This window comes from Streptomyces sp. RK9 (genome assembly GCF_045070545.1).
In the GTDB taxonomy this organism is placed as follows: Bacteria; Actinomycetota; Actinomycetes; order Streptomycetales; family Streptomycetaceae; genus Streptomyces; species Streptomyces alboflavus.
Genome location: NZ_CP173704.1, coordinates 2,912,021 through 2,928,998, shown reverse-complemented (window position 1 = coordinate 2,928,998; position 16,978 = coordinate 2,912,021). Strand labels below are relative to the sequence as shown.

Here is a 16,978-nt window from a genome sequence, read left to right as displayed (position 1 = left end):
CACCATTGCTTCGGCTGGGGCGGTCCGCACTGCCTGCCCAGGCAGAAATCAGCCCGTCCGGCGCTTGAGGACGAGGCGCGCAGCGCCGATTCGGGGGCGCCCCCGTCTCACCCGACGGGAAATCCCACCCCCGGGGTCCAGGGGCAAAGCCCCGGTTTCGGGAAGGGGTGGGATCGGGGAAAGCTCACCCCACCTCCAGCACCGCCTTCCCATGCAGCCTCCGCCCCCGCAGCGCCTCCACCGCCACCCCGGCGTCCCCCCAGTCCCCCCGCCACGCCTCCCCCGCGTCCAGCCGCCCCGCGGCAACCTCCCCCGCCAGCCACGCCAGGTCCCGCCCCAACCCCGCACACCCCAGCAGAAAGAAGCTCACGACCGCCCGGTCGTGCCGCCCCTGGTCCCCGTACAGCACCCCGTGCGCGAAGTGCTCGCCGTCCCCACCCGAGTGCCCCACGGCGACCAACACCCCGCCCTGCGCCAACTTCTCGTACGCGGAGACGAGTTGCCGCCCACCCACGAGATCCACGACGCCGTCCAGCGGCACGTCGACCTCCTCGGGGTCCCCGACGACCGCGTGCGCGCCGAGCGCCCGCAGCGACTCGCCCCGCGCACCCGGATCCCCGGTCGAGGCGACGACGTACGCACCACCCCGCCGGGCGAGCTGCACGGCGTACCGCCCGACCCCGCCCGTCGCCCCGGTGACGAGGACCCGCCGCCCGAGCAGCGGCCCCACCCGGTGCAGGGCCCGCAGCGCGCTCGCCCCGGCGACGGGGATCGTACTGATGGCGCCGAGGTCGGCCCCGTCCGGCACGACGCCCATGAACCCCGTGTCCACAGCGCGGAGTTCGGCCCAGCCGCCGGCCTCGCCGAGGGTCACCACGGGGGTGCCGACCGGGGGCCCGGAGCCGTCGGCGGCGGCCCGCTCGACGTGTCCGGCGGCGTCCCAGCCGAGGACGGCACCGGGCGCGGCACCGGGCACGACGCTCGCGACCTCGCCGTAGTTGAGGGAGGTCGCGGCGACGCGGACGAGGGCCTGATGCGGGGCGGGTTCGGGGTCGGGCGCGGTGCCGAGACGGAGTCCGGCGGGGGCGTCGGGGTCGACGAGGAGAGCACGCATGACGAAGTCACCTTTCGCAGGCACGACAGAGCAGCACGACAGAGCAGACAGAGCGCGTAGAACAGACAGAACGGACAGAGCGCCACAGCGCAGGGAAGGGCAGGGCGGGGCGCAGTCCGGCGTCACCCGAACCGCGGCGCAGCCATAGTGCCACTCAGTGGCACAAGCCATCAAGAGGCATTGGCTACCGGGCTACACTCCCCGCATGGACTCCGCCCGCCCCACCCCCCAGCTCCCGCTGCGCGAACGCAAGAAGCTCCGCACCCGGCAGGCCCTGGTCGACTCCGCCCTGGAGCTGTTCACGGAGCGCGGGTTCGACGGCGTCACGCTGGATGAGCTCTGCGACACCGTGGAGGTGTCGAAGCGGACGTTCTTCCGGACGTTCACCAGCAAGGAGGATGTGGCCTGCGCGCCGCTGCACGACCTGTGGACGGCGTTCCTGGAGGAGCTGGAGCAGGCGCGGCCGCGGGGCGGGCCGCTGCACGAGCTGCTGCGTGACGTCCTGCTCGGCACGCTCGACCGGATGCCCGGCGAGGAGTGGGCGCACCGCGTGCTCCTGAGCCGCCGCCTCGCCGCGCGGAACCCGTCGATGGACGCGCACGGCCTGGCGTTCTGCGACCGCACCGGCCGGGCCGCCCTGGACATCGTCGTACGCCGCTTCGAGCTCGGCGGCGCCCCCGACGACCCGGACCACCTTCGCGCGCGTCTGGCCGTGGACCTGCTCGTGGCCGCCTGGCACCGCGGCCTGGACTCCTGGACCACCGGCGCGCCCGAGCCCGAACGGGCCGCTCTCGCCGCCGCGTTCCGCCGGGCGAGCGCGGCCCTGCCGGAGAGCCTGGCGCTCACCGCGCGCACCGGACCGGCCTGAAGCGACCCGGAGAACGGCACGCGAACGGCACGGAGGCCGGGTCCGGCAGGCGACTGCCGGACCCGGCCTCCGTGGCCGGACGATGCGGGAAGGGCTCAGCCCAGGCGGTGCATCCACCCGTGCGGGTCCGCCGCGACACCCCGCTGCACGTCGAGCAGCGCGTCCCGCAGCTTCATCGTGACCTCGCCGGGCGTGCCGTCGCCCTGCGTCCACTCGCCCCGGGCGGACTTGACCGTGCCGACGGGCGTGATGACGGCGGCGGTGCCGCAGGCGAAGACCTCGGTGAGGGTGCCGTTCGCGGTGTCGGCCTGCCACTGGTCGATGGAGACGCGGCCCTCCTCGGAGGTGTAGCCGAGGTCGCGGGCGACGGAGAGCAGGGAGTCGCGGGTGATCCCGGCGAGCAGGGAGCCGGTCAGTTCGGGGGTGACGATCTTGTCCCCGTACACGAAGTACAGGTTCATGCCGCCCAGTTCCTCGACCCACTTGTGCTCGACGGCGTCGAGGTAGGCGACCTGGTCGCAGCCCTTCTCGGCGGCCTCGGCCTGGGCGAGCAGGGACGCGGCGTAGTTGCCGCCGGTCTTGGCGTCGCCCATGCCGCCGGGGACGGCGCGCACGCGGTCCTCGGAGAGCCAGATGGAGACGGGCTTCACGCCGCCGGGGAAGTAGGCGCCGGCGGGCGAGGCGATGACGACGAAGAGGTATTCGTTGGCGGGCTTCACACCGAGCCCGGCCTCCGTGGCGATCATGAACGGGCGCAGGTACAGCGACTCCTCGCCGCCGTGCGCGGGCACCCAGTCGATGTCCTGCCGGACCAGGGCGTCGCAGGCGTCGAGGAAGGTCTCGACGGGCAGCTCCGGCATGGCCATGCGGCGGGCGGAGGCCTGGAAGCGCCGGGCGTTGGCCTCGGGGCGGAACAGGGCGACGGAGCCGTCGGGCTGGCGGTAGGCCTTGAGGCCCTCGAAGATCTCCTGGGCGTAGTGCAGGACGGTCGTCGCCGGGTCGAGGGCGAGCGGGCCGTACGGCACGAGCTGGCCGTCGTGCCAGCCGCGGCCCTCCGTCCAGCGGATGGTCACCATGTGGTCGGTGAAGTGGCGGCCGAACCCGGGGCTGGCCAGGACCGCCTCGCGCTCCTTGGCGGAGACCGGGGTCGAGGAGGGCTTGAGCTCGATCGTGGGCGTCGTCATGGTTGCGTGTCCTTCACCGGTTTGTGTGTGACGGACCGCGCCGAGACCCGTACGCGCGCGTTCCTCGCGGCGTCCGGGCGTGCGCCGTTTCGCGGCCCCACGTTCGATTATCGCTCGTGGGACGACCTGGACGAAACGGCGGCCTGGGGCGGCCCTGGGTTCGATGGTGACACCCGGGGACCGCAAACGAGAAGCCGCCGGGTGCGCGTGCGACCCGGCGGCTTGCTGTGACGGAGCTGGTGGCCGGCGGATCAGCCCGCTACGCGTACGGCGAGCGCGTCGCCGATCTCGTCGGTGGTACGAGCGGTGTCGCCGCGTCCGCCGAGGTCGGCGGAGACGGCCTCCTCGACACGGCCCGCCTCGTCGTCGTACCCGAGGTGGCGCAGGAGCAGGGCGACGGACAGCACGGTGGCGGTCGGGTCGGCCTTGCCCTGGCCCGCGATGTCGGGCGCCGAGCCGTGCACGGGCTCGAACATCGAGGGGAACTCACGGCCGGGGTTGATGTTGCCGGAGGCCGCGACGCCGATGCCGCCGGAGACGGCCGCGGCGAGGTCGGTGATGATGTCGCCGAAGAGGTTGTCGGTGACGATCACGTCGAAGCGGCCGGGGTCGGTGACGAGGTAGATCGTCGCGGCGTCGACGTGGATGTAGTCGGTGGTGACCTCGGGGAACTCCTCGGCCACCTTGTTGAAGACGTTCGTCCACAGGTGGCCCGCGAAGGCGAGCACGTTGTTCTTGTGGACCAGCGTGAGCTTCTTGCGCGGGCGGGCCTGCGCGCGGGCGAAGGCGTCCCGGACGACGCGCTCCACGCCGAAGGCCGTGTTCACGGAGACCTCGGTGGCGACCTCGTGCTCGGTGCCCTTGCGGATGGTGCCGCCGTTGCCCGTGTAGGGGCCCTCGGTGCCCTCGCGCACGACCACGAAGTCGATCTCGGGCTGGCCCGCGAGCGGCGTGGCCACACCGGGCAGCAGCCGCGAGGGGCGCAGGTTGACGTGGTGGTCGAAGGCGAAGCGGAGCTTGAGCAGGAAGCCGCGCTCCAGGACGCCGGAGGGGACCGAGGGGTCGCCGATGGCGCCGAGCAGGATGGCGTCGTGCTTCTTGAGGTCCGCGAGGTCGGCGTCGGTGAGGGTCTCACCGGAGGCGTGATACCGGCGGGCCCCGAAGTCGTACTCCTTGGTCTCCAGCTTCACATCCTGCGGGAGGACGGCGTTGAGGACCTTGAGCCCCTGGGCCACGACTTCCTGGCCGATCCCATCTCCGGGGATCACTGCGAGATTGATGCTGCGAGACATGACGGCACCGTACTCCTCGTCCCATCCAATGACATTCCCTGTCCGCCATACGGACGGGCGTGCGGCGGCCACGCGGACGGCGACGGCCGGGTTCCGCGCGGGCGCCACCACATGGACACGCATCCTTCACCTGTACGTCCGGCCTGAGTTGGACGCCCCTGGGAAGTTCCCTGGTCATGGACACCCCCAACGTCGGGCTCCCGGAGGAGCTCGCGAGCCGCCTGAGCATGCCGGAGCAGCACGAGTACCTGCGCGGGAAGCTCTCGCGCCGCAAGGTGCTCGCCAGTTCCTTCGCCACGGCGGGCGTCGCCGGCGGCATCGGCCTGCTCGCGGGCAGCTCGGGCAGCGCGTACGCCGAGCGCCCCACCGGCACGGCCCCGCTCGCTGCCTCGCGCGGCCCGGTGCGGGTCGACGGGAAGCTCGTCGCGCCCTTCGGCCGCCATCTCGCCTTCGGCGCCGACCCGAAGACCCAGATGCGGATCTCCTGGCAGGTGCCGTTCGCGGTCAAGTCCCCTTACGTACGGGTGGGTCTGAAGCCCTGGGAGCTGAGCCGGAAGATCGAGGCGGAGGTGCGCGACCTGCACACGCCGTCCCTGTCGAAGAAGCTCCCGAAGGTCGAGCAGTACTACCTGCACGTGGCGCTCGACGGCCTGAAGCCCGGCACCACGTACTACTACGGCGTCGGCCACGACGGCTTCGACCCGGCGTCGCCGGAGCGGATGGCCACGCTCGGCTCGTTCCGCACCGCGCCCGCGCGCCCGGAGAAGTTCGTCTTCACGGCCTTCGGCGACCAGGGCGTGAGCTACGAGGCGCTGGCGAACGACCAGTTGATCCTCGGCCAGAACCCGTCGTTCCATCTGCACGCGGGCGACATCTGCTACGCGGACACCACGGGCCACGGCAAGGAGGGCGACAGGTACGACGCCCGCGTGTGGGACCAGTTCCTCGCGCAGACCGAGTCGGTGGCGAAGTCCGTGCCGTGGATGGTGACGACCGGCAACCACGACATGGAGGCGTGGTACTCGCCGAACGGCTACGGCGGCCAGTCGGCCCGCTGGTCGCTGCCCGAGAACGGCTTCGACGCGAAGAACGCGCCGGGCGTCTACTCGTTCCGCTACGGCAACGTCGGCGTCGTCGCCCTGGACGCGAACGACGTCTCGTACGAGATCCCCGCCAACAAGGGCTACACGGACGGCAAGCAGACCGCCTGGCTCGACAAGCGGCTGAGGCAGCTGCGCGCCGACGAGGACATCGACTTCATCGTCGTGTTCTTCCACCACTGCACGTACTCCACGGCGACGCACGGCTCCGACGGCGGTGTGCGCGACGCGTGGCTGCCGCTGTTCACCGAGCATCAGGTGGACCTGGTGATCAACGGCCACAACCACGTGTACGAGCGGACCGACGCCGTCAAGGGCGGCGAGGTCGGCAAGCCGGTGCCGGTCGGAGCGTCGACCGATCCGACGCGCGACGGCATCGTGTACGTCACCGCGGGCGGCGCCGGCAAGGACCTGTACAGCTTCCCGGTCGGGGTCGACGACAGCTACGAGGGCCACGAGAAGGACGAGGGCACGATCCTCACCTTCCACTGGACCAAGCTGCGCCTGCCCGACCCGGACACGGTGCAGTGGTCACGGGTGCGCTACACCGGCTTCTCGTTCCTCGCGGTGGAGGTGACGGCCGGGTCCGACCCGAAGCTCACGGTCTCGGCGCTCGCGGAGAGCGGCGAGCGCGTCGACCACTTCGAGATCAGGCGCGGGAAGTAGCGCGGGACGGCTGCGGGCAGCGAGGGCGGGCGGGGCTCAGTGCCCCGTCTCGCCGCCGTTGTCCCTGCGGTCGAGGGCCCGCTGGAGGGCCGCTGCGGCGTTCTTGCGCTCGGACTCGCTGGGGCGGACGGCGTGGCGGACTCGGCGGGCGGTCGTCTCGGCCATGGGAAATCGACTCCTTAGATCGCATCCGGGAGTGCGGATCCGCGTACGCACGGTCGTACGCGGAGAGAAGGGGGGTTACGAGACATCCCCCACTACCTAATGGGTGTGAGGGGACCCCCAGAGAGGCCGGGGAGCACAGGCCGCAGGGTTCGCCTGCGCGGGGCCCGGCTCGCAGCCGCCAATCGCTTGATCGAGCGAGACGTTCGGCTCCTACAAAGCTAAGACAGCTTCGCCCACTTGTCTCTACAGTTACTCGGACTTCCTACTATCTGAGACGGCTCTCACCGGGCCGGGCGACTCCGCTTCCACTTCGGGTCGGGCCCGCAGCGCCCGCAACTCCCGGATCAGGGCCCGGACCGCCAGCGATCCGGCCAGCTCAGGCGTGGTGACATAGCCCACGGAGCGGGTCGGCCTGTCGGCGCCGAGATCGGTGATCCGCACCGTCGGCGGCGCTCCGGTCAGGGACAGGGCGGGCATGATCGCCATGGCGTGCCCGGCGCTCACCATCGCGAGCACCGCCCCGTCGTCCTCGGTCTGCGTGGTCGCCCGCGGGATCCAGTCCTGGCCCGCCCACCAGTCGCGGGTGTACGAGGTGCAGTTCTCGGCCCAGTCCACCAGCGGCAGGGAGCGCGGGTCGGGGTGCCCCGCCGGGTGCACGAAGGAGTACGGCTCCTCGACGAGCACGCCGCCGACCAGGCCCTGCGGGATCGGCGAGGTGGTGCCGATGGTCGCGATGCCGAGGTCCGCGCGCCCGTCGGCGACCTCGCCCGCGGTGCCGCGGCCCAGCTCGCGGACGACGCGGACCTCGGGCTCGAGGCCGGGGTGGCGGGCCCGCAGGTTCGCGAGGGCGGGTGGGAGCAGGTGCAGGGCGGCGCTGCGGAAGGCGGCGATGCGGAGGGGTCCGGTGAGGGCGGGCGCGCCGGTGCCGTCCGCGGCACCTGCCGCACCCCGGGTCTCGGCGACGAGGGTCTCCAGGAGCCGCAGCACGCGGCGCGCGTGGGCGACGGCCCGCTCGCCCGCCGGGGTGGGCGTCGCGCCCTTGCGGCCGCGCTCGAAGAGGACCGCGCCGAGCTTGTGCTCCGTGCCGCGCACCGAGTGCGACACCGCCGACTGGGTGAGGCCGAGGTCCCGGGCGGCGCCGGAGAAGCTCCGGGCGCGCTCGACGGCGACAAGGATCCGCAGCTCGTGCGGGGCGAGGTCGGGCTCGGCCACCGGTTCTCACCTGGTCCTGTCCGGTTCGTGGCATGGGCTCCCATGAGGAGCGCTCATGCTTCGGTGCGTTCCATGAACCGAACCCTCTGCCGCTCCCCCGCATTCCCCGCTTACGGTCGGCTCCATGAACAGCATCTCCGTCGCCACCGCCCGCACCGTCCACCAGATCGCCCGCCCGCACGGCTTCCCCACCCCCGACGACTTCGCGTTCGTGGAGTCCGCGGTGCCGGAGCCCGCGCCGGGCACCGCCCTGGTGGAGAACCTGTACTGGTCCGTCGACCCCTACCACCGCGAGATGATGGACGGCGAGTTCGAGCTGAACGCCCCGCTCGAAGGGCGCACCATCGGCCGCGTGACCGCCTCCCGGACGCCGGAGATCGCCGAGGGCGAGATCGTCTTCCACCGGCAGGGCTGGCGCACCCACGCGGTGGTGACCCCGGAGGAGGTCCGGCGGCTTCCGCGCTTCGACGGGGTGCCGCTGTCGGCGTACATGAGCATCCTCGGCGGCACGGGCCTGACGGCGTACGTGGGGCTGACACGGATCGCGAAGCTCCGCGAGGGCGAGGACCTGTTCGTCTCGGCGGCGGCGGGCGGCGTGGGCACGGCCACGGGGCGGCTCGCGCGGGTCATGGGCGCGGGCCGGATCGTCGGCAGCGCGGGCTCGCCCGCGAAGGTGGCGTACCTGACGGAGCAGGTCGGCTACGACGCCGCCTTCGACTACCACGCGGGTCCCGCCGTGGACCTGCTCGCGAAGGCCGCCCCCGACGGCGTGGACGTGTACGTCGACAACGTCGGCGGCGAGCAGTTGGAGGCCGCGATCGAGGGGCTGCGGGAGTTCGGCCGGATCGTGCGGATCGGCACCGTCGCGCAGTACAACGCCCTGGAGCCGCTGTCCGCGCCCCGCAACCTCACCGAGATCGTGGAGAAGAGCCTGCGCATGGAGGGCTTCCACGTGCGCAACCACCGTCACCTGCAGGACGAGTTGTACGACTTCGTGGTGCCGCATCTGCAGAGCGGCCGGATCGGCCTCGACGAGACGGTCGTGGACGGCTTCGACCAGATCGTGACGGCGTTCCTGGGGATGCTGCGCGGCGAGAACGTGGGCAAGATGATCATTCGCGCGACACCGGCGTAGCCGTACGGCGCGGCCCATCGGACAGGCCCTAGAACACGTCCCCGTCCCGCCAGTCGATGAGCAGTTCGTGGGCCGGGTCGAGGTCGGAGCCCCACACCATCGGCGGGTCCTCGTCCGGCATGGACACCGGGCCCTCGGGGCCGAGCGTGCCGACGGTCCCCGGCCAGGTCTCCCAGCCGTGCGCGCGGTACAGCTTCTCGCCCTCGTCGGAGGGCGAGAGGACGCCGAGGTCGTAGCCGCCGTCGACGATCCGCTCCAGGGCGCTCATCACCTGCCCGCCGAGGCCCTGGCGCTGCCGGTCGGGGCGCACTGCGACGTTCTCGACGTAACCGACGCGCAGGGAACGGCCGTTGTGCAGGACGCGCCGCTGGACGACACAGCCGTGAGCGAGCAGCGTGCCGTCCGGACCGTGCACGAGCACATGCATGCCGCCGAGCCCGTGGGCCCAGTCCTCGTCGCCGAAGTCGCCGTCGAAGGCGAGGTCCATCAGGGCGCGTCCGGCCCGGAGTTCGGCGGCGGAGAGGTCGGCGGTGTGGGCGGTGCGCAGCACCGTGCCGCCGGAGGGAGGGGAGGAAGGAGGGGTGGTCTGGTTGATCACGGACCCACGGTACTCAGACCCCATTTGAGTACGCACCCCGATTTTCCGGTGCCCCCGGCGGCGGCAGAGTCACCCGCATGAACGCTTCCTCTGGCTCCTCGGGGTCCCCGGGTCCCGGCCTGTACGCGCTGAAGCCGTGGTACGCGCGGAAGCTCTCCGGCGTACGCGGCGCGCTGGCCCGCCGCGAGGTGTCCCCGGACACCCTGACCGCGGCGGGCGTGGTGTGCGCGGCGGGCGCGGGGGCGGCCCTCGCCTGGCTCCCGGCCCCGCTCGCGGCGCTGCCGGTGGCCCTCCTGCTCGCGGCCCGCCTGGCGTGCGCGAACCTCGACGGCGCCCTGGCCCGCGACACCGGCCGCACGACACGCCGCGGCTCCCTCCTCAACGAACTGGGCGACAGGGCGGCCGACTTGGCCGTCGTCGCCGGTTTCCTCACCGTGGCCCCCCTGTGGCTGGTGGCCACGGCGGCCCTGGCCGCGACCCTCCCGTCCTGGGTGTCCCTCGCGGGCGCGGCGGCGGGCGCACCGCGCCTCAACGGCGGCCCGGTCGGCAAGACGGAACGCTGCGCCCTGGCGGTCGTGGCGGCGGCGTCCGGCTGGTGGGTGCCGGTCCTCGCGGTGATCGCGGCGGGCTCGGCGGTGACGGCGGTGACGCGGGGCGTGCGGCTGTGGGGGGAGCTGGGGCGGACGCAGGAGCCGGGGCGGCCCCGGACACCCGAGCAGGCCGAAGTCCCCGCGACACAGCAGGAGTTGAGGGCGCGATGAGTCTCGCGGTCCTGGTCGGGGAGACGGTCGGGCGGGCCGTGCCGGTCGTGGCGGGGGTGCTCGGGGCCGGAGGTGTGGCCGTGGCCGCGCTGCCCGCGCGGGTGCGGATGCGGGCCGAGTTGCGGCGGCGGTGGCGGACGTGGGCGCTTGCGGCGCCGCTGTTCCTCGGGGCGTTCTGGGCGGGCCCGGCGGGCGCGTTCGTGCTCGCGGCGGGGCTCGGGGCGGTCGCGGTCGGCGAGTACGCGCGGATGGCGGCCCTGCCGGGCGGCGAGCGCGCGGTGCTGTGGGCGGCGGCGGTGCTGCTCCCGGCGGCGGCCTGGGCCGCGCCGGACACCCTGGACGTACGCGTCCTCGGCGCGCTCCTGCTCGTCGCCGCGCTGCCCGCGCTGTTCTCGGGCGACGCGGCCCACGGCTTCACCCGCGCCGCCCGTACCGTCTTCGGCCTGCTGTGGATCCCCGTGTCCCTGACCGGCCTGGTGCTCCTTGGCGACACGGCGGTGGCGGTGGGCGTGGCGGTGGCGTTCGGCGACGTGGGCGCGTGGTGCGGCGGCACGGCCCTGGGCCGCCGCGGCCCCCTGGCCCGCCCCCTCTCCGCCCTGTCCCCCAACAAGACCTGGGCGGGCGTCCTCGGCTCGGCCGCCGCGACCGCCGCCGCCCTGGCCGCGGTCGGCGCCTTCACCCCCCTCCTCTGGCTCGCCGTCCTCACCGGCTGCGTCCTCGGCGACCTCCTGGAGTCGATGGTGAAACGCGAGGCGGGCGTCAAGGACGCAGGCACCTGGCTCCCCGGCTTCGGCGGCCTCCTGGACCGGGTGGACTCCTTGCTCCTGGCCCTCCTGGTGACAATGGCGGTGGCACTGTGACGACGCTGACCCGCGCACGCGGCGCGACGACCACCAAGCCCGTCCGGCGATTGAGGACGAGCGCGAAGCGCGATCGACGGCGCCGCGTCCGACCCGCACTCGCTCAGCACGGCCCGGCGAGTTCCCAGCCCGTCCGGCGATTGAGGACGAGCGCGAAGCGCGACCGGCGGCACCCAGTCCCACCCGGGAGGAACACCCGCTCCCGGCGCCCGAGGCGCACCGCAGCGCTCCTCCGCCGAGCGCTCTGGTGGACCCTCCTCACCCTCACAGGCGGCATCTCCCGCCACGGCCACCTCCCCAAGGGCGGCTGCGTGGTGGTCGCGAACCACACCTCCCACGCCGACACGGCGGCCCTCCTCGCGGCCCTGGACGCACCCCACGCCCCCAGGATCGCCGCCGCGGCGGACTACTGGTTCGCCTCCCCCTGGCGCAGCCGCGTCTGCTCCCGCCTCGCCGCGGGCTTCCCCGTACGCCGCACGGGCGGCGGCATGGACGACCTCCTGGCCCGCACGGGCGACCTGCGCGCGGGCCGCGCGGTGGTCCTGTTCCCGGAGGGCACCCGCGCCCGGGCGGGCGATCTTGGCGCGTTCCACAAGGGCGCCCTGGTCCTGGCGAGGGAGGCGGACGTCCCCGTGGTCCCGGTGGGCATCGCGGGCACGGACCGCCTCCTGCCGAAGCACGGCACCCTGCGCCCGGCCCTGGTCCGCGTCCGCATCGGCACCCCGCTCCCGCCGACGGCGACCCCGGAGGAGGCCCGCGCGGCGGTGTCGGAGCTGCACCGCCGTACGACCGCCGAACCCCTCGGGGACTCCCGCGTCCGCAAGCGCGCCGCCCGCGTCCTGGCGACCCGCTGGGCCCTCCCGCTCGCGTTCGCCTGGGCGTTCGCGGAGGCCCTGAGCTGGCCGCTGATGCCGGAGCTGCTCCTGGCGATCGTGTGCGTGGCGGTGCCGCGCCGCGCCTTGAAGCTGTCCCTCGCGGCGCTCGCGGGCACCCTGGCGGGCGGCGTACTCGCCCTCCAACTCGCCGCGTCGGGCGCACACGTGCCGCAGCCCCTGACGACGGACCGGATGCGCGCGGAGGTGCACAAGGAGCTGACCGCGCACGGAGCGGCGGCCGTCCGCGACCAGCCGTGGAACGGCATCCCCTTCAAGGTGTACGCGGCCGGAGCGGGCACGGCCGACGTCCCGGCCCCGGACTGGCTGGCCCAGTCGGCCCTCGCGCGCGGCTCGCGCACCCTCACCGTGGGCCTCGCGTGCGGCGCGTTCGGTTTCCTCGCGCACCGCCTGCGCCGGCACTACGGCCTGTATCTGGCCCTGCTCGGCACCGGATTCACGAGCGGTCTGACGCTGATCGTACGGAGCTGGAGCTGACCGCCGACTGCCCGCGGGGGCCGACCCGCGGGCACCGGCCCCGCCCCCGAAACCCGCTGCCGCCCCCTGTCCGCCCCCGCCCCCGCGCGGCACACTCGGCTCATGCCTGATACCGAACAGAGCAAGCCGGAGACCGGACACACCGAAGAGCGCTGGACCCCCATCCACGGGCAGCCCTACCGCTCCGTCCCCTACCGCCCGGCCCGCATGCCGGAGGCCGAATCCCTCAGCCAGGCAGCGGAGTTGAGGGACCGCATGCGGGAGCGCCGCACGGTGCGGCAGTTCTCGCCGGACCCGGTGCCGACGCAGGCCGTGCGGGACGCCATCGCCTGCGCGGCCACCGCGCCGTCGGGCGCGCACCAGCAGCCGTGGACCTTCGTCCTCGTACAGGATCCGGAGATACGCCGCCGGATCCGCGAGGCCGCCGAGCACGAGGAGCGCATCTCCTACGACGGGCGGCTCGGCGAGGAGTGGCTGGCGGCGCTGCGCCCGCTCGGCACGGACGAGGTGAAGCGGCACCTCACGGACGCGCCCGCGCTGATCGTCGTCTTCCAGCAGCGCTACTGGCTCGGCGAGGACGGCACGAAACACAAGCACTACTACGTGGACGAGTCCGTCGGCATCGCCGTCGGGATGCTGCTCTCGGCCCTGCACCTGTCGGGCCTGGCCGCGCTGGTGCACACGCCGAGCCCGATGCGGTTCCTGTCGGAGGTGCTCGGCCGCCCGGCGAACGAGAAGGCGTTCGCGGTGCTCCCCGTCGGCTATCCGGCCCCGGACTGCCAGGTCCCCGACCTCGTGCGGAAGTCCCTGGACCAGGTCCTCGTGGAGGTGTAGCCGCACCGGCCCGCCCCCGCCTCGGCACCCCCCACCTCCGGCTAACCACCAAAAGACACTTGACTGGTTAGCCGGAGGCGTGCTCGAATCATCTCATCGGCAACCACTGAAAGAGCGATGAGGGGTTAGAGATGAGCGCCCAGGTGCACTACCGGTCCGTCGAGGTCCGCGGCCACGAGATCTTCTACCGCGAGGCGGGCCCCGCCGACGCCCCCGCCCTGCTGCTCCTGCACGGCTTCCCGACCAGCTCGCACATGTTCCGCGACCTCATCCCGAGCCTCGCCGGGCGGTACCGCGTCATCGCGCCGGACCACATCGGCTTCGGCCGCTCGGCGACCCCCGCGGCCACGGACTTCCCGTACACCTTCGCCGAACTCGCCCTGGTCACCGCCGAGTTCACGGAGAAGATCGGCCTGGACCGGTTCGCGCTCTATGTGCAGGACTACGGCGCCCCGATCGGCCTGCGCCTCGCGCTCGCCCACCCGGACCGGGTCACGGCGATCGTCACGCAGAACGGCAACGCCTACGAGGACGGGCTCGGCAAGGAGGCGTGGGCGCCCGTGTTCGCGTACATCGCGGCGCCGAGCGAGGAGACGGCCGGGCCCGTCCGCGAGATCCGCTCCCCCGAGGGCATCAAGTGGCAGTACACGCACGGCGTCCCGGACCCGAGCGCGGTCAGCCCGGACGCCTGGGACCACGACGTGGCCCTGATGGCACGGGACGGCCAGGACGAAATCCAGCTCGCCCTCATGGGCGACTACGGCAGCAACATCGACCTCTACCCGGACTTCCACGCCTACTTCCGCGCGAGCCAGGTCCCGGTGCTCGCCGTGTGGGGAGGCCACGACGAGATCTTCGTGCCCGCCGGGGCGATCGCCTTCCAGCGCGACCTGCCCGAAGCGGAGATCCACCTGCTGCCGGCGGGCCACTTCGCCCTGGAGACGCACGCGGAGCAGATCGCGGGCCTGATGGACGACTTCCTCGCCCGGCGGGTGCGGTAGTCCGGACCCCTCGCCGCGGTGGTCCGGACACGTCACCGCCCCCGGCCGGGGTGGGGCCCAGGCCGGGGGCGGGGGTCGGGGTGGCGTCGGGCCGCGGGCCGGGCCCGACGCCGGTCGGGGGGTCAGCCCATGTGCGGGTAGGAGTAGTCGGTCGGCGGGACCAGCGTCTCCTTGATGGCGCGGGTCAGGGTCCAGCGCTGCAGGTTCTGCGGAGCGCCGGCCTTGTCGTTGGTGCCGGAGGCGCGGCCGCCGCCGAACGGCTGCTGGCCGACGACGGCGCCGGTCGACTTGTCGTTGATGTAGAAGTTGCCCGCCGCGTAGCGGAGCTTCTCCATCGTGTGCGCGGCCGCGGCGCGGTCGTTCGCGATGACCGAACCGGTGAGCGCGTAGTCCGACACCGACTCCATCTGCGCCAGCATCTCGTCGTACTTCTCGTCCTCGTAGACGTGCACGGCGAGGAACGGGCCGAAGTACTCGGTCGTGAAGACCTCGTTGGCCGGGTCCGAGCACTCGACGACGGTCGGGCGCACGAAGTAGCCGACGGAGTCGTCGTAGGTGCCGCCCGCGACGATCGTGCAGGAGTCGTCCGCCTTGGCGCGGTCGATCGCGGCCTTGTTCTTGGCGAACGAGCGCTCGTCGATGACGGCGCCGATGAAGTTCGACAGGTCGGTGACGTCACCCATCTTGATGGCGTCGACCTCGGCCGCGAACTCCTCCTTGAAGCCCGAGTTCCAGATGGAGGCCGGGACGTACGCGCGCGAGGACGCGGAGCACTTCTGGCCCTGGAACTCGAAGGAGCCGCGGGTCAGCGCGGTCTTCAGGACGGCGCGGTCGGCGCTCGGGTGGGCGACGACGAAGTCCTTGCCGCCGGTCTCGCCGACCAGACGCGGGTAGGTGCGGTACTTCGCGATGTTCTCGCCGACCGTCTTCCACAGGTGCTGGAAGGTCGCCGTCGAGCCGGTGAAGTGGATACCCGCGAGGTCACGGTGGTGCAGGGCGACCTCGGAGACCGCGATGCCGTCGCCGGTGACGAGGTTGATGACGCCCTTGGGCAGGCCCGCCTCCTCCAGGAGCTGCATGAGCAGGACGGCGGCGTGGGTCTGCGTCGGGGACGGCTTCCACACGACCACGTTGCCCATCAGGGCGGGGGCGGTGGGGAGGTTGCCCGCGATGGCCGTGAAGTTGAACGGCGTGATCGCGTAGACGAAGCCCTCGAGCGGGCGGTGGTCCAGGCGGTTCCAGACGCCCGTGGAGTTCGCCGGGGGCTGCTCGGCGAGCAGGTCACGGGCGTACTTCACGTTGAAGCGCCAGAAGTCGACGAGCTCACAGGGAGTGTCGATCTCGGCCTGCTGGGCCGTCTTGGACTGGCCGAGCATGGTGGAGGCGGCCAGCGTCTCGCGCCACGTGGTGGACAGCAGCTCGGCGGCGCGCAGGATGATCGCGGCGCGGTCGTCGAAGGACATCGCGCGCCACGCCGGAGCGGCGGCCAGGGCCGCGTCGATCGCGTCCTGGGCGTCCGCCTGCGTGGCGCCGCGGCCGGTGCCGATGACGGCCTTGTGGTTGTGCGGCTGCACGACCTGGAAGGGCTCGCCGCCGCCGAGGCGCTTCACGCCGCCGATCGTCATCGGCAGCTCGATCGGGTTCTCGGACAGCTCCTTGAGCTTGGTCTCGAGCCGGGCGCGCTCCGGGGAGCCGGGGGCGTAGCCGTGGACCGGCTCGTTGACCGGGGCGGGGACCTGGGTCACAGCGTCCATGAGTTCCGTAACTCCTTTGTGCGGGGGAAATCTGGCGGCCGGGGGCGGGCTCAGCCCTTGGTGAGGACCGACCGGGCGAAGAACAGCAGGTTCGCCGGCTTCTCCGCGAGACGGCGCATGAAGTAGCCGTACCAGTCGGTGCCGTAGGCGGTGTACACGCGCATCCGGTGGCCTTCGGCGGCGAGCCGCAGGTGCTCGTCGCTGCGGATGCCGTAGAGCATCTGGAATTCGTACTCGTCCAGTTTGCGCCCGGCGCGGCGCGCGAGCTCCTGGGTGATGGCGATGAGCCGCGGGTCGTGGGACCCGATCATGGGGTAGCCGGAGCCCTCCATGAGGATCTTCAGGATCCGGACGTACGCCTTGTCGATCTCGGCCTTGTCCTGGTACGCGACGGAGGCGGGCTCCTTGTAGGCGCCCTTCACGACACGCACGCGGCTGCCGGCTGCGGCCAGGCGGCGGGCGTCGTCCTCGGTGCGGAACAGGTACGACTGGATCACGCAGCCGGTCTGCGGGAAGTCCTTCCGCAGCTCCTCGTGGATGGCGAACATCGAGTCGAGGGTGGTGTGGTCCTCGGCGTCGAGGGTGACGGTGGTGCCGATGGCGGCGGCGGCCTCGACGACCGGGCGGACGTTGGCGAGGGCCAGCTCGTGGCCGCCCTCCAGCGCCTGGCCGAACATCGACAGCTTCACGGACATCTCGGCCTTGGTGCCGAGGCCGAGGTCCTTGAGCCGGTCGATCAGCTCCAGGTAGGCGTCGCGCGCGGCGTGGGACTGCTCCACGGTGGTGATGTCCTCGCCCACCACGTCCAGGGTGACCTCGAGGCCCTTGTCGGCGGCGTCGACGACGATCGGGACCACCTGGTCGACCGTCTCACCGGCGATGAACCGGTCGACGACCTGCTTGGTGCCCGGCGCCGCCGACACGAAACGGCGCATCTGGTCACTGCGCGACGCGGCAAGGATCACGGGACCCAGCACGGGCACCTCCACGGGAGTACGAGCGAGTGCCGTACCGACAATTTTGCGACAAAACCGGTACGACACGGAGAACCACCGTGAAACTTA

At 72.7% G+C, this 16,978-nt stretch carries 16 protein-coding genes; 8 read left to right on the top strand and 8 right to left on the bottom strand.

The window, feature by feature from the left end:
- Nucleotides 1-184 precede the first annotated feature (184 nt).
- On the bottom strand, nucleotides 185-1,114 hold the full coding sequence (locus AB6L24_RS33250; protein ID WP_405661571.1) for a zinc-binding dehydrogenase: 930 nt from the start codon (nucleotides 1,112-1,114) through the stop codon (nucleotides 185-187).
- A gap of 205 nt (nucleotides 1,115-1,319) precedes the next feature.
- Between AB6L24_RS33250 and AB6L24_RS33245 the strand changes: the two genes are divergently transcribed.
- Nucleotides 1,320-1,982, top strand: coding sequence for a TetR/AcrR family transcriptional regulator (locus AB6L24_RS33245; protein ID WP_405661568.1), 663 nt, complete (start codon nucleotides 1,320-1,322; stop codon nucleotides 1,980-1,982).
- Nucleotides 1,983-2,077: 95 nt separating this feature from the next.
- On the opposite strand, the gene AB6L24_RS33240 is transcribed toward AB6L24_RS33245, so the two are convergent.
- A complete protein-coding gene (locus AB6L24_RS33240; protein ID WP_405661567.1) occupies nucleotides 2,078-3,166 on the bottom strand; it encodes a branched-chain amino acid aminotransferase in 1,089 nt (362 codons plus the stop codon).
- Between the two features lie 251 nt (nucleotides 3,167-3,417).
- Nucleotides 3,418-4,458, bottom strand: a complete 1,041-nt coding sequence (locus AB6L24_RS33235; RefSeq protein WP_405661564.1) for a 3-isopropylmalate dehydrogenase — start codon at nucleotides 4,456-4,458, stop codon at nucleotides 3,418-3,420.
- A 176-nt stretch (nucleotides 4,459-4,634) separates the two neighbouring features.
- On the opposite strand from AB6L24_RS33235, the gene AB6L24_RS33230 reads away from it, so the two are divergent.
- Nucleotides 4,635-6,224 (top strand): purple acid phosphatase family protein, encoded by a 1,590-nt coding sequence (locus AB6L24_RS33230; protein ID WP_405661562.1) that lies wholly within the window; start codon nucleotides 4,635-4,637, stop codon nucleotides 6,222-6,224.
- A gap of 36 nt (nucleotides 6,225-6,260) precedes the next feature.
- On the opposite strand, the gene AB6L24_RS33225 is transcribed toward AB6L24_RS33230, so the two are convergent.
- Both AB6L24_RS33225 and AB6L24_RS33220 read right to left on the bottom strand, forming a co-directional pair.
- A complete protein-coding gene (locus AB6L24_RS33225) occupies nucleotides 6,261-6,389 on the bottom strand; it encodes a hypothetical protein (RefSeq protein WP_087885970.1) in 129 nt (42 codons plus the stop codon).
- 249 nt (nucleotides 6,390-6,638) lie between these two features.
- Complete coding sequence (locus AB6L24_RS33220) at nucleotides 6,639-7,601, bottom strand: LysR family transcriptional regulator (protein WP_405661560.1); 963 nt, start codon at nucleotides 7,599-7,601, stop codon at nucleotides 6,639-6,641.
- A 124-nt stretch (nucleotides 7,602-7,725) separates the two neighbouring features.
- Between AB6L24_RS33220 and AB6L24_RS33215 the strand changes: the two genes are divergently transcribed.
- Complete coding sequence (locus AB6L24_RS33215; RefSeq protein WP_405661558.1) at nucleotides 7,726-8,736, top strand: NADP-dependent oxidoreductase; 1,011 nt, start codon at nucleotides 7,726-7,728, stop codon at nucleotides 8,734-8,736.
- Between the two features lie 28 nt (nucleotides 8,737-8,764).
- On the opposite strand, the gene AB6L24_RS33210 is transcribed toward AB6L24_RS33215, so the two are convergent.
- The gene (locus AB6L24_RS33210; RefSeq protein ID WP_405661555.1) at nucleotides 8,765-9,334 is read right to left on the bottom strand and encodes a GNAT family N-acetyltransferase; all 570 of its coding nucleotides are present in this window, start codon (nucleotides 9,332-9,334) and stop codon (nucleotides 8,765-8,767) included.
- A gap of 77 nt (nucleotides 9,335-9,411) precedes the next feature.
- On the opposite strand from AB6L24_RS33210, the gene AB6L24_RS33205 reads away from it, so the two are divergent.
- The 5 genes from AB6L24_RS33205 to AB6L24_RS33185 all read left to right on the top strand — a co-directional run bounded on the left by AB6L24_RS33205 (nucleotide 9,412) and on the right by AB6L24_RS33185 (nucleotide 14,160).
- Complete coding sequence (locus tag AB6L24_RS33205; protein WP_405661552.1) at nucleotides 9,412-10,095, top strand: CDP-alcohol phosphatidyltransferase family protein; 684 nt, start codon at nucleotides 9,412-9,414, stop codon at nucleotides 10,093-10,095.
- Nucleotides 10,092-10,955: a phosphatidate cytidylyltransferase gene (locus AB6L24_RS33200; protein ID WP_405661549.1), complete on the top strand. Its 864-nt coding sequence runs from the start codon at nucleotides 10,092-10,094 to the stop codon at nucleotides 10,953-10,955. Before AB6L24_RS33205 ends, AB6L24_RS33200 begins: the two co-directional genes overlap by 4 nt.
- 140 nt (nucleotides 10,956-11,095) lie before the next feature.
- On the top strand, nucleotides 11,096-12,325 hold the full coding sequence (locus AB6L24_RS33195) for a lysophospholipid acyltransferase family protein (protein ID WP_405661546.1): 1,230 nt from the start codon (nucleotides 11,096-11,098) through the stop codon (nucleotides 12,323-12,325).
- Between the two features lie 102 nt (nucleotides 12,326-12,427).
- Complete coding sequence (locus AB6L24_RS33190; protein ID WP_405661544.1) at nucleotides 12,428-13,159, top strand: nitroreductase family protein; 732 nt, start codon at nucleotides 12,428-12,430, stop codon at nucleotides 13,157-13,159.
- 131 nt (nucleotides 13,160-13,290) lie between these two features.
- Nucleotides 13,291-14,160 carry an alpha/beta fold hydrolase gene (locus tag AB6L24_RS33185; RefSeq protein ID WP_405661541.1) on the top strand — a complete coding sequence of 290 codons (870 nt, stop codon included), beginning with the start codon at nucleotides 13,291-13,293 and terminating at the stop codon, nucleotides 14,158-14,160.
- Between the two features lie 122 nt (nucleotides 14,161-14,282).
- On the opposite strand, the gene pruA is transcribed toward AB6L24_RS33185, so the two are convergent.
- Both pruA and AB6L24_RS33175 read right to left on the bottom strand, forming a co-directional pair.
- Nucleotides 14,283-15,914: an L-glutamate gamma-semialdehyde dehydrogenase gene (pruA, locus tag AB6L24_RS33180; protein ID WP_405661540.1), complete on the bottom strand. Its 1,632-nt coding sequence runs from the start codon at nucleotides 15,912-15,914 to the stop codon at nucleotides 14,283-14,285.
- A gap of 50 nt (nucleotides 15,915-15,964) precedes the next feature.
- A complete protein-coding gene (locus tag AB6L24_RS33175) occupies nucleotides 15,965-16,891 on the bottom strand; it encodes a proline dehydrogenase family protein (protein ID WP_405661538.1) in 927 nt (308 codons plus the stop codon).
- Nucleotides 16,892-16,978: the final 87 nt, after the last annotated feature.